The 11,805-nt window shown below is 70.2% G+C and carries 9 protein-coding genes and 1 pseudogene; 5 read left to right on the top strand and 5 right to left on the bottom strand.

The features are described 5' to 3' along the window. Nucleotides 1-124 precede the first annotated feature (124 nt). The 3 genes from E1266_RS29590 to E1266_RS29580 all read right to left on the bottom strand — a co-directional run bounded on the left by E1266_RS29590 (nt 125) and on the right by E1266_RS29580 (nt 2,667). Complete coding sequence (locus E1266_RS29590) at nt 125-541, bottom strand: family 43 glycosylhydrolase (RefSeq protein ID WP_243719040.1); 417 nt, start codon at nt 539-541, stop codon at nt 125-127. 393 nt (nt 542-934) lie between these two features. Continuing rightward, a complete protein-coding gene (locus E1266_RS29585) occupies nt 935-1,582 on the bottom strand; it encodes an NAD(P)H-dependent oxidoreductase (RefSeq protein WP_207945990.1) in 648 nt (215 codons plus the stop codon). Next, complete coding sequence (locus E1266_RS29580) at nt 1,579-2,667, bottom strand: LLM class flavin-dependent oxidoreductase (RefSeq protein ID WP_207945989.1); 1,089 nt, start codon at nt 2,665-2,667, stop codon at nt 1,579-1,581. The genes E1266_RS29585 and E1266_RS29580 overlap by 4 nt, the downstream gene beginning before the upstream one ends. Nucleotides 2,668-2,815: 148 nt before the next feature. On the opposite strand from E1266_RS29580, the gene E1266_RS29575 reads away from it, so the two are divergent. The 4 genes from E1266_RS29575 (at nt 2,816) to E1266_RS29560 (ending at nt 8,891) form a co-directional block, all read left to right on the top strand. Continuing rightward, complete coding sequence (locus E1266_RS29575; protein WP_207945988.1) at nt 2,816-3,280, top strand: MarR family transcriptional regulator; 465 nt, start codon at nt 2,816-2,818, stop codon at nt 3,278-3,280. Between the two features lie 182 nt (nt 3,281-3,462). Beyond that, a complete protein-coding gene (locus E1266_RS29570) occupies nt 3,463-3,993 on the top strand; it encodes a pyridoxamine 5'-phosphate oxidase family protein (protein ID WP_132052596.1) in 531 nt (176 codons plus the stop codon). A 23-nt stretch (nt 3,994-4,016) separates the two neighbouring features. Continuing rightward, entirely contained in the window at nt 4,017-6,506 is a 2,490-nt protein-coding gene (locus tag E1266_RS29565; protein WP_132052594.1) for an excinuclease ABC subunit UvrA, read from the top strand. Between the two features lie 294 nt (nt 6,507-6,800). Beyond that, complete coding sequence (locus E1266_RS29560) at nt 6,801-8,891, top strand: MMPL family transporter (RefSeq protein ID WP_207945987.1); 2,091 nt, start codon at nt 6,801-6,803, stop codon at nt 8,889-8,891. 56 nt (nt 8,892-8,947) lie between these two features. Here E1266_RS29560 and E1266_RS29555 read toward each other — a convergent pair whose 3' ends face one another. Both E1266_RS29555 and E1266_RS29550 read right to left on the bottom strand, forming a co-directional pair. After that, nucleotides 8,948-10,378 carry a HAMP domain-containing sensor histidine kinase gene (locus tag E1266_RS29555; protein ID WP_132052590.1) on the bottom strand — a complete coding sequence of 477 codons (1,431 nt, stop codon included), beginning with the start codon at nt 10,376-10,378 and terminating at the stop codon, nt 8,948-8,950. Further along, the gene (locus E1266_RS29550) at nt 10,375-11,067 is read right to left on the bottom strand and encodes a response regulator transcription factor (RefSeq protein WP_132052588.1); all 693 of its coding nucleotides are present in this window, start codon (nt 11,065-11,067) and stop codon (nt 10,375-10,377) included. The genes E1266_RS29555 and E1266_RS29550 overlap by 4 nt, the downstream gene beginning before the upstream one ends. A 423-nt stretch (nt 11,068-11,490) precedes the next feature. Here E1266_RS29550 and E1266_RS29545 point away from each other — a divergent pair. Further along, a pseudogene (locus E1266_RS29545) lies at nt 11,491-11,805 on the top strand (dihydrofolate reductase); the annotation flags it as partial.

The following is an 11,805-nucleotide window of genomic DNA, read 5'->3' as shown; positions in this document are numbered from 1 at the left end:
CTGGTTCAGGCGACGTGATTGTGGTGATCAACCCGTCTACCAGGGGTCTCTCTACGTCATGCCCCAACCGGCGCATCGCGATCATGCTGTGACCAGCAGCCCGCCGCCACAGGATGAAATGGGCTCAGTAGAACTTGCCGTTTCTGAAGACGACCTGTCCCGCCCATGCGTTCGCGCTGGCCCAGCTGAACGTGGCGAGGCTCAAGGGGGAGCCGTGATCGGTCCAGTTCACCATGTCGGCCGACGACCAGACCCGCCAGTCCTTCATGGTGAACCAGGTCGAGCCGTCCTCGTCGTGTCCGGTGTAGAGGTAGACGCGGCCGTTGTGCACGAGCGGAGCCGGGTCGGCGGTGTACACGTGCTGGACGATCGGGTTGTCCGCCCTGGCCGTGGCCGAAAAGAGTGCTGTGATACAGAGCATGCCGATCAACGCGGCGATGGCGCGCCTCGCTGGGCGCTGGAGTAGGAATTTCACGGCGGCTTCTCTCCAAGAGGCGACGGCGCGTGCTGTGCCACGCCGCACGGCACGCTTGATCGCCATTCGGCGGGTGGTGCGGTTCGGCGCTCCACCTCCCGTAGCCGAGATGCCTTATGAGAGTGCTTCCATTCTTGGTTTGCTGAGCCGATAGGACGGCTCGCAGCGGCTCGAAAGCGTTGTTTCACGACTTCCATGAGTTCGGCGGCCGGTGGTCGGCTCAAAGGAAGACGACCCCGAAGATCTGCTTCACTTCTGTGTCAAGCCTCTTGACACGACCGGCGGGCGATCGGGCGTCGGGTATCGCCGCGCGGCGATCACCGGGCCCTCCGCGGAGCCCGCGGCCGCCGACCGATCCATCACGCAGGCCGCCAGGCCCGCCGGCCGTGCCACCGGTGACCGCCTCGCGCGTCCTCATGGGCTCGGCCGCGTCCTGTGGTCACCGCGCCGCGGCTGGTGTCAGTCAGCCGGCCTCCCGCGAGTCGCCACGAGCGTGAGGATGTCGCTCACGTCCTCGACGGCCATCTCGATGCGGCCGTAGACGCGTGGGGTGAGGAGCGTGGTGCCGTCGAAGTCGCCGGAGGATGCGAAGACGGCGACCGGGAGGGTCATCGACTGGAAGAACCCGAACAGCGGGCGAAGGGCGTGTTCCAGGACCAGCGCGTGGTGATCCCCGCCGCCGGTGGCGGCGAGGAAGACCGGCTTGTTCGCGAGTGCGTACTGGTCGACCAGGTCGAAGAAGTGCTTGAACAGGCCGGTATACGAGCCGCGGAACACCGGGGTGGCGGCTATGAGCAGGTCGGCTTCCTCGGCGCGGCGGAGCGCGTCCTCGATCTCGGGGGCGATGCCCTCCCTCTCGAGGGCTCCGGTGAAGGCGGGGCCGAGCCGGTAGACGTCGATGCGGGTGTGCTCGACCGCGACGTCGTGGACGGCGAGCACGCTGGTGAGTGTTCGCAGCACTACGTCGACCAGTCCGACGGTCTTGGACTTCTCGCTCGGGCTGCCGTTGACGACCACCACCCGCAGTGTCCGAGCCTTCTCCTGGGAGGGGGCACGGCCGGTGGGGCCGCCGATGAGAGCCCGCTGGTCGCTCACGGTGGTGGTCACGCCGCCTGCTCCTTCCGGGAGCCGACCTCGCGGCGTACGACGGGGGCGACCTCGGTGCCGAGCAGTTCGATCGCCTCGAGGACGTCCTTCTGCGGCATCCCGCCGAAGCCGATCTGGATCAGGGCGCGGTCCAGGCCGTAGAGCTCGTGGTAGGCCAGCAGCTTCTCGATGACCTCCTGCGGGCTGCCGACGATGAGTCCGGCGTTGGGGGAGGTCTGGGCCTCGAAGGCGGCCCGCGGCATCGCGAACCCGCGGCCGCGCTGGTGGTTGTTGGCCATCATGCCCTCCGCGAAGTAGGGGTACATCGTGTCGCGGGCGCCCTGGCTGGTACGCCCGACGTAGCCGTGGAGATTGATGCTGGTGCGCAGCGTGGCGGGGTCGTGCCCGGCCTGCCGTGCGGCTTCTCGGTACAGGTCGATGGTCTGCCGGCGAGATGTGATCGGCCCGAGCAGCAGCGCCATGGCCATGGGGAGGCCGAGTCGGCCGGTGCTGATGGCGGAGGCGGGGGTGCCTCCGACGCCGACCCAGATCGGCAGCTCCTCCTGCATCGCGCGGGGACCGACGTCGGCGGCGTCCAGTGCGGGGCGGAACCGTCCGTTCCAGGTGATCGGGTTCTGCGCGCGGATCCGCAGCAGCAGGTCGAGCTTCTCGCGGTACAGGTCGGCGTAGTCGGCCAGGTCGTAGCCGAAGAGGGGGAAGGACTCGGTGTAGGAGCCGCGGCCGGCGATGATCTCGGCCCGGCCTCCGGAGATCTGGTCGAGTGTGGCGAACTGCTCCCAGACGCGCACCGGGTCGTCGGAGCTGAGCACGGTGACCGCGCTGGTCAGCCTGATGTTCGCGGTGGCCTGGGCGGCCGCGGCCAGGACGACGGCGGGGGCCGAGCCGACGAAGTCGGTGCGGTGGTGCTCGCCGACGGCGAACAGGTCGAGCCCGGCCTCGTCGGCGAGCCGCGCCTGCTCGATGGTCTCCCGGGCGCGCTGGTGCGCGGAGGGAAGCATGCCGGTATCCGGGTCGGCGGTGATCTCGGCGAACGTCATGAAGCCGATCTCGAAGGGGGATCGCTCGCCGGTGACGGTGGTGGGCAACGTGCTCTCCTTACGGTCTCGTGCGGACACCGTTCGGTGTCCTCGACCCCAATAAGCTGCCTGCGCAGACAAATATTCCCACTGGCGTACTGCCTGCGCAGACAGGTATCCGCGGCGATGAGGACGGCCGTCGCGCTACACTCCGGACGTGGCGACTCCACATCTGAGCGACCTTGAGAACGAGGCCTGGCAGGGTTTCCTGTACGCCCACGACCGCATCTGGCGTGAGATCGAGGCAGGGATCGCGCCGCTGGGCCTGAGCATGGCCGAATACAGCGTCCTGTCCCTGCTCGGTCGAGCCGGTCGCTCCGGCATGCGGATGTCCGAACTGGCCAGGGATCGACTGATGTCGACCGGTGGTTTCACCCGGCTCGCCGACCGGCTGGAGCGCCGCGGGCTCATCGAGCGTCAGCGTGCGGCCGGGGACGGACGCGGCTACGTCGCCGTCCTGACACCCGATGGGCGCAACCTCCTGCGCAAGGCATGGAAGCAGCAGCACGCCGACGTGCGCCGACTCTTCCTCGACCGTCTCGACGACGACGACCTGCACGCCCTCACCCGGATCTGGTCACGCCTCGCGCCGGACAGCGACGAGGGGGCGAGCCTGCGATGACCGCACCGGCCTCAGGTGAACACCTTCGCGGCCCTCAGCCTCGAGCTGGTTGATCACCAGCGGTCCGAACGCGGGACGGATGAAAACATGACGCTAGGTGTCAGGTTTTGAAGCGATCATGGGTTCACCGGTCGCGCCGATGGTGAGCGCGGACCGAGCCCTACGGACGGACAAGGAACTGCATGCGCGAAACGCGAGAAGATCTCAAAGAGCTGCAGGCCCTGCTGGACGCCTCTCTGTCCCGCTCCTCCTCGCACCTCCGGTCGATCATCAGCACGGACAGCACACTGACCGCGGAGCAGCTCACCGGGGTCCTCACCGGCATGTGCACCCTGGCCCTGTCCACCGTGACGGCGAGGGGCGAACCGCGGATCAGCGGCGTGGACGGGCACTTCCTGCACGGCAAGTGGCACTTCGGCACGGCGCGCGGCGCCGTCAAGGCCCGGCACCTGGCCGCCCGCCCAGCCGTCAGCGCCGCGCACATGCGCGGTGAGGACCTGGGTGTGTTCACGCACGGCACGGTGGAGATCCTCAACCCCCGGCACGGCGAACCGGCCGCGGACTGGCCGGACCTGCTCTCCTATCTGAAGGACTTCTACGGCGACGACTCCTTCGACTGGGACAACGACGTGGTCTACTACCGGCTGCATCCGCACTGGATGAGCGTCTACGCATCCGATATCGCCAAGCTCACTGAGGTGTCCCGGCCCTGATCCGCAGCACGGACGTCGCAAGTATGGGGCGCGAGACCATCGAGGTGGTGGGGGCTCGAACCAACAATCTGCGGGACGTGTCGGTGAGCATCCCCAAGGGGCGGCTCGTCGCCTTCACCGGAGTGAGCGGCAGCGGCAAGACCTCGCTGGCCATCGACACTCTGCACAACGAGGCCCAACTGCGGTACCTGGAAGGACTCTCGCCGTTCGTGCGGCAGTACATCACCCAGCGCAATCGGCCGAAGGTCGATCGCATTTCGGGGCTCGGCGCGACGCTCGCGGTCGACCAGCGCCGCCTGAACCGCAACCCCCGCTCCACGGTCGCGACGATCACCGGCATCGACGGGCACCTGGGGCTGCTGTACTCGCGGCTTCCGGGGGTCGGCGCGGCCCCGGCGGCGGAGAGCGGGGACGGGCACCTGACGGTCGCTCACTTCGACCGCAATACACCAGAAGGGAGCTGCGGGGACTGCCACGGGGTGGGCGGTCGCTGGCAGGCGCAGGAGGATCTGATCATCACCCGCCCGGAGCTTCCGCTCTTCGAGGGCGCCTCGCCCTGGTACGGGAAGTGGCGGTCGGGGGAGCACGCGTTCGTGCCGGCGCTCGCCGAGAAGCGGGGCGTGGACCTCGGCCGGCCGTGGCAGTCGCTGCCTGAGGAGTTCCGTCACTGCGTGCTGTACGGCACGGGTGAGGAGAAGATCGAGGCGACCGTCGACATGCCGAACAAGAATGAGACGGCCCTGATGACCTACACCTCGAGCCAGCCGCTGCGGGGTGCGCTCGCCGAGGTGGAGCGGGTGTTCGTGAACGCCCGGACCTCCAGCGCCAAGCAGCGCTACCTGCCGTACATGCGCAAGCGGCCCTGCGGCGCCTGCGGCGGCAGCGGTTACGACCAGGTGGCCCGGTCCGTGCGGCTCGGCGGGCTGACCTACCCCGACCTGCTCGCGGTGGAAGTACGGGAGGTACTCGACTGGGCGAAGCGCGTGGGGGACGACCTGGACGCCCGGCAGCGCGAGGTGGGCGAGCCGCTGCTGCAGGACCTGGGCCGCAGGCTCGGGATCCTCGACCGGCTCGGTTTGGCCCATCTCCAGCTGTCCCGGAGCGCGGCGATGCTGTCCGGGGGTGAGTTGCAGCGGACCCGGCTCGCCGCCCAGCTCAGCACCGAGCTGAGCGGCATCCTCTTCGTCCTGGACGAGCCCGGGACCGGGCTGCATCCGGCGGACAAGGCGCACCTGCTCGACATCGCCCTGGAGCTGCGCGAGGCCGGCAACACGGTGCTCCTGGTCGAGCATGACCCCGAGCTGATCGCCCGAGCCGACTGGGTGATCGATATGGGGCCCGGCGCGGGCCGCCTCGGTGGCGAGGTCATGGTGTCGGGGCCTCCCGCCGACGTGGCCGCGCACCCGAAGTCGGTGACCGGGCGCTATCTGGCCGGTGAGGGCCCGCGGCTGCGCCGGACCCGCCGCCCAGCCCCGGATGACACCGGCTGGGTGGAGCTGCACGGCCTGCGTGCGCACAACGTGACCGCGGACTTGGTGCGTTTCCCCGCCGGTCGGCTCACCTGCCTGACCGGGGTGAGCGGCAGCGGCAAGAGCAGCCTGCTCGGCGCGCTCGGAACAGGCGTGGAGGCCGCCCTGAACGGGACCGCGCCCGACACGGTGCGGGAGGTGACCGGCCTCGAAGGGTTCGGCTGGGTCGCCGTCGTCGATCAGGAACCGCTCGGCCGAACGCCGCGGTCCAACCCCGCTACCTACAGCAAGGCGTTCGACATTGTCCGCAAGCTGTTCGCCGGGACCGACGTGGCGCGCGGGCGCGGACTCAACGCCTCCTGGTTCAGCTTCAACACCGCGGATGGCGGACGCTGCGAGCCCTGCACCGGATACGGCCGCAAGCTGGTCGACATGCACTTTCTGCCGGATGTGTGGGTGGTCTGCGACGCGTGCGAGGGCCGGCGCTACAAGCCAGAGGCATTGGAGATCGGGTATCAGGGGTTGGCCATCGATCAGGTGCTGGAGCTGACCATCGCCGAGGCCGCAGAGCGGTTCTCCGAGCCCTGGCAGCTCGCGGAGACCCTGGGAGCCTTGAACCAGGTCGGGCTTGGCTATCTCCAACTCGGCCAGAGCGCCACAGAGTTGTCCGGCGGCGAGGCGCAGCGGCTGAAGCTGGCGTCCGCGATCCAGCGCGGTGCCGCAAGCCGCAAGGCGGGCCTCGTCGTTCTCGACGAGCCCGTCTCGGGCCTGCACCCGTCTGACGTACAGCGTGTGGTGGACGCGCTCGACGTGTTGCTCGACTCGGGCAACACCGTCGTCGTGGCCGAACATGACATCCCCGTCGCCGCGTCCGCGGACTGGGTGATCGACCTGGGGCCGGGAGCCGGTCCGGACGGGGGCGCGGTGGTCGCGGAGGGCACCCCGGACACCGTCGCGACAACGGACACCCCGACCGCCGGTTTCCTCCGCCGGTACGCGGCGGATCTGCCGCTCCTGGAGGTGCGGGAGATCGCGCCCTGTTGAAGGGCCACTACTGCGCCGGCACCGGGACCTGATCGCGGGTCGGTACGCCGCTCGCCCCAGACCCAAGTGTCCGGGTCGACCGGTGAAGCCCACCGGGTTCAGTGAAGTCCTTCAATCCACTGTGATCTTGGTTCGGCCGACCGGCCTGAGCTCCGTACTAACAGTCGTCTCAGGTTCGCTCGGTAGGAAGCAGGCGTCAGATCAGCGAGGTAATCCGTATGTAGGAGGCCAGTGATGGCAGTCGACGGAGCGCCGTCCGGGGAAGCGCCGGCCGGTCGGTTGGCCGGTCGGTGGGTGCCGTGGTTGGTGATCGGCCTGTGGATGGTGCTGGCGGCGTTCATGGTGCCGCTGAGCGGAAAGTTGAGTTCGGTCACCACCGACAGCGCCGCGGACACCCTGCCCGCCAGTGCCGAGTCCACCAAGGTGGCGGTGCTGGAGGACGGTCTCTCTGGCGGAGACGACAACACGTTCGTCTTCGTGTACCACCGCGCCGGCGGCATGACCGACGCCGACCGCGCGACGGTCGAGCGCCACTACGACACCCTTGCCAAGTGGTACCCGCCGAAGGTGGCGGCCCCGGCCGGCGGCGAGGACGAGGGCCCACCGACGAGATCCTCCACCGACGGCAAGGCGATGATGTTCACCCTCTCGGTGAGCACGACCTACGGCGAACCGGAGGCCATCGTCGGCCCGTTGCGTGACGCCGCGAAGGACCGCCCCGCCGGCCTGGAACTCGACGTGACCGGCCCGGCCGCGATCGACGGCGACATGGACGCCGTCTTCGACGGCATCGACCTTCAGGTCCTCCTCACCACCGTCGCCGTCGTCACGCTCCTGCTCATCCTCACCTACCGCAGCCCGGTGTTGTGGTTGATCCCGCTGGTGGCCGTGGGCGCGGCCGCACTGACCGCGATGGCGACCGTCTACCTGCTCGTCAAGGGCTTCGGCATCGTGGTCAACAGCCAGAACTCGGCGCTGCTGACGATCCTCGTATTCGGTGTCGGCACGGACTATGCGCTGCTGCTCATCTCCCGGTACCGGGAGACGCTGCACCACCACGAGAACGTCCGGGTCGCGATGGTCCACGCGCTGCGCAGCGCGGCGCCGGCCATCGTCGCGTCCGCGGCCACCGTGGCCGCCGGCCTGCTCTGCCTGCTCGTCGCGGACCTGAACAGCACCAGCGGGTTGGGCCCGATCGGTGCGGCCGGCATCCTGTGCGCGCTGGTGGCCATGCTGACGCTGTTCCCGGCGGTGCTCGTGGTGCTCGGGAGGCGGATCTTCTGGCCGGCCATCCCGCGGTTCAGCACGGCCGCGGCGGAGAAGCCGGGGCTGTGGGGACGGCTCGGCACCGCCATCGACCGCCGCCGGTGGGTCGCGGCGCTCGGCTCGTTCGGAATCCTCGGCATGCTCGCCATCGGGCTGGCGGGCAACACCGGCGCCCTGCGGGAGCAGGACCAGTTCCTGTCCGCGCCGGAGTCGGTCACCGGCTTCACCGTTCTCCGCCAGCACTTCCCAGAGCTCGGCGGCCAGCCGATGACGATCTTGACGCGGGCGGCGCACCAGGAGCGGGTGCTCGACATCGTCAAGGACACTCGCGGTGTGGCCCTGGCCATCCCGGAGGAGACCAGCGGTGGCTGGGCCAACATCTCCGCGTTCCCGACGGACGCGCCAGGGACCGCCGCAGAGTACGACACGATCAAGCGGTTGCGCACCGCCGTGCACGCGGTGAGCGGGGCGGAGGCGATCGTCGGCGGGCCGAGTGCGGAGAACCTCGACACCGAGGTGACCACCGGCCGCGACGAGAAGCTGGTGATCCCGCTGGTGCTCGCCGTCGTCCTGATCATCCTCGGGCTGCTGCTGCGCGCGATCGTGGCGCCGCTGGTCCTGATGGCCACCGTGATCGTCTCATTCGCCGCAGCCTTCGGCGGCAGCGTGTTCGTCTTCGAGACGATCCTCGGGTTCAAGGGCATCGACTATTCGGTGCCGCTGCTGGCATTCCTGTTCCTGGTGGCGCTCGGCGTCGACTACAACATCTTCCTGACCAGCCGGGCCCGGGAGGAGACCGTGCGTCTCGGCACCGGAAAGGGCATGCTCAAAGCCCTCTCCGCCACCGGGGGCGTCATCACCTCGGCAGGCGTGGTCCTGGCGGCCACGTTCGCCGTCCTCACCACACTTCCGCTGGTGATGCTGATCGAGCTCGGGTTCCTGGTCGCCTTCGGCGTGCTGCTCGACGCCCTGCTGGTGCGGTCGGTCCTGGTGCCCGCCCTCACCCTGCTGATCGGCCGGCGGATCTGGTGGCCGAGCCGGCTGTCCCGTCCAGCGGCGGAGCCGCCGGACGGTCGGCAGTCGCTCGCCGGCGACGAGGAGCCCTCGCTGCAACGGTGAGCGCGGCGGCACGGACGAGATCCAGGACGGGGACCCAGGCCCGTCCTGGATCTTTTTCATGGGCCCGACGGCCGCTGCCCTTCGGTCGGCGGGGCCGCGGCCGGAAGGTCGACCCGGAGCAGCGCGCCACCGCGTGCGGAGCGGGCGACGGTGGCCCGGCCGCCGTGGGCGTCGACGACCCGCTGCACGATCGACAGTCCGAGACCGGATCCCGGCAGCGCCCGGGCGCTGTCGGCACGGTAGAACCGGTCGAACACCCGCGGTACGTCGGCGGCGTCGATGCCCGGCCCGGCGTCGTCGACCTCGAGCACCGCCGACGCGCCCTCGGCACGGAGCCGGACCTGGACCGGCTGGTCCGCGGGGGACCACTTGCCGGCGTTGTCGATGAGGTTGAGCACCGCCCGCTGGAGCGCGGCGGGACGCCCGTTCACCCACACGGAGGTCTCGTCGAGCGCGACCTCGATGTCGGGCACGCGGGAACGCGCCCGGGTCGCGGCGGCCGCCACCACGTCGGCGAGGTCGAGCAGCTCGGTGCTCTCGTCGCCGACGTCGCCGCGCGCCAGGTCGGTCAGCTCGGCGGCAAGGGTGCTCAACTCGGCCACCTGGGCGCCGAGATCGTTGAGCAGCCGGGTCCGGCTCTCCGCCGGCAGTGCGCCGTCCAGGGTGCCGCGCCGATCGAGCCGGATCAGCAGCTCGACGTTGAGGCGCAGGCTGGTGAGCGGGGTCTTGAGCTCGTGGGCGGCGTCCTCGGCGAGCAGCCGCTGGGCCCGCCGGGAGTCCCGCAGCGCGGCGAGCATGTCGTTGATCGACTGAATCAGCCGCCGGATCTCCCCACCGCCCTCATCCGGGATGTCGGCGTCGAGGTCCCGGGTGTGCGCGACGCGTACCGCGGCGGCGGTCAGCCGGTCGATCGGTGCCAGCCCGGCCCGCGCCACGGCACGCCCGACGAGGGCGCCGCCGACCACGCAGAGCAGCCCGATCAGCAGCATGCCCAGCCCGAACCGGGTGATCGGGCTGTCGTCGTCGGTGACGCGGGCCACCTGGACCGCGCCGTCGCCCGCCCGCAGCGTGTAGATGAGGTAGCCGCCGCTGTCGTCCGACTCCAGCAGATCGGCCGACGCGCCCTGCGCCACGCGCCCGGCGTGCTCGCTGACCGGGGGCAGCGCGGGTTGGCCGGCCGGGGTCCGGGTCGAGCCGTCGGGCAGGACGACCCGCACCAGCCGACCGGATCCGGGATACGGCGGTAGCCGGACCTGCGCCGGACCGGCGCGCTCCGCGTTCGTCGCCAGGACGCGGGAGTCGGCGCGCAGCTGATCCTCGGCGGTGTCCTGCAGCTCCGAGTTCAGTAGCTCGATGCCCACCTGGAAGGCCACGAACACGCTGGCCGCGATTGCCGTCGCCGCGATCACCGTCAGCCTGGTCCGCAGGGACCGCCGGCGCCACCACCGGGCCGGCCGGCGCGGTTCGCGGCCGGCGGGCCCGCTCACGGAGGAGTCTCCCGCAACGTGTATCCCAGGCCGCGCAGCGTGTAGATCAGTCGCGGCTCGCCCTCGGCCTCCATCTTGCGGCGCAGATAGCTCACGTACACCTGGAGGTTGTTGGCGGTGGCGCTCATGTCGAAGCCCCAGACCGCCTCGAACAGCGCGTCGCGGGTCAAGACCCGGGTCGCGTTGCGCATGAGGACCTCCAGGAGGGAGAACTCGGTCCGGGTCAGGCGCAGCGGCCGCCCGCCCCGGCACGCCTCGAACCTGTCGGGATCGAGCCGGACGTCGGCGAACGACAGGATCTGCGACTCCCCGTCGGGCGGCGTGCGCCGGCGCAGCAGTGCCCGCACCCGGGCCAGCAACTCCTCGGTGGCGAACGGCTTGGGCAGGTAGTCGTCGGCGCCCGCGTCCAGCCCCGCGACCCGGTCGGAGACCTGGTCACGGGCGGTCAGCATCAGCACCGGAAGATCCCGGCCCGCGGCCCGCAACCGCCGGCAGGTCTCCAGCCCGCCGAGGCGGGGCATCATCACGTCGAGGATCAGCAGGTCCGGCGTGTCACCGCCGGCCCCCCCGACCCCGTCGAGCACGGCGAGACCGTTGGCGACGGTGCTGGTGTCGTAACCCTCGACCTGGAGCACCCGTTCCAGCGACTCACGGATGGCCCTCTCATCATCCGCGATCATGATCCGCACGCCGGCCCGCCCCCTCCCAGTCGATGCTTTTTCCGCTCATTGTCCCCGGTCAACCTGAGAGCAGGATTAGCGCGCCGCCGAGATCACCGCCGCGGCCTCCGGGCGGTGATCTCGGCGGTGCGGCCGCCCCCCGGCCGCCGCGTGGTCTCCTGCTTGAGGACCTCGCCGCCCTACCCTCACCGACCCGGATCCGCCACTTCTGCGGGAGCGCGGAGCTGTGGTGAGGCGAGATGAAGCCGATCTGAGGCCGCCTGGTGGTTCGATCGGGTCAGTTGACGCATGTGCCGCATGACGCATGGTCAATGGCGACATCGCGGTATCGCGGTGAAGTTCGACGTACCGTGTCGAGACGGCCCGGTCGGCTCCGACCTTCTGGTGACCGGCGCCGGAGGGCGGCGCCGACGGATCCAAGGAGGGCTCTAGATGTCCGATGTTCGTGTTCAGAACTTCGCGATCTCGCTGGACGGTTTCGGTACCGGCGCGGGTCAGGCCGCCGACGCCCCGTTCGGACACGCAGGTGAACGCCTGCACGAGTGGATGTACACCACCCGCTTCTGGCATGAGATGGGCGGCGCCCGGGGCGGCAGTCTCGGTGCCGACCACGCCTTCGCCGCCATGCACAGCCCCGGCATCGGCGCCGAGATCATGGGCGCCGGCAAGTTCGGCCCGCCCGGCTGGCAGGACGACCCCGGCTACAAGGGCGCCTGGGGACCCAACCCGCCCTTCCACACCCCGGTC

Origin of the sequence: Actinomadura sp. 7K534, from assembly GCF_004348575.1 — a bacterium.
In the GTDB taxonomy this organism is placed as follows: domain Bacteria; phylum Actinomycetota; class Actinomycetes; order Streptosporangiales; family Streptosporangiaceae; genus Spirillospora; species Spirillospora livida.
The sequence above is the reverse complement of the archived record's forward strand: the minus strand, read 5'-3'. Positions and strand labels throughout refer to the sequence as shown.

Bases quoted from the DNA above. Each gene is read 5' to 3' on its own strand.
- E1266_RS29590 (WP_243719040.1), bottom strand. From the start codon at position 541: ATGGCGATCAAGCGTGCCGTGCGGCGTGGCACAGCACGCGCCGTCGCC.
- E1266_RS29570 (WP_132052596.1), top strand. From the start codon at position 3,463: ATGCGCGAAACGCGAGAAGATCTCAAAGAGCTGCAGGCCCTGCTGGAC.
- E1266_RS29565 (WP_132052594.1), top strand. From the start codon at position 4,017: ATGGGGCGCGAGACCATCGAGGTGGTGGGGGCTCGAACCAACAATCTG.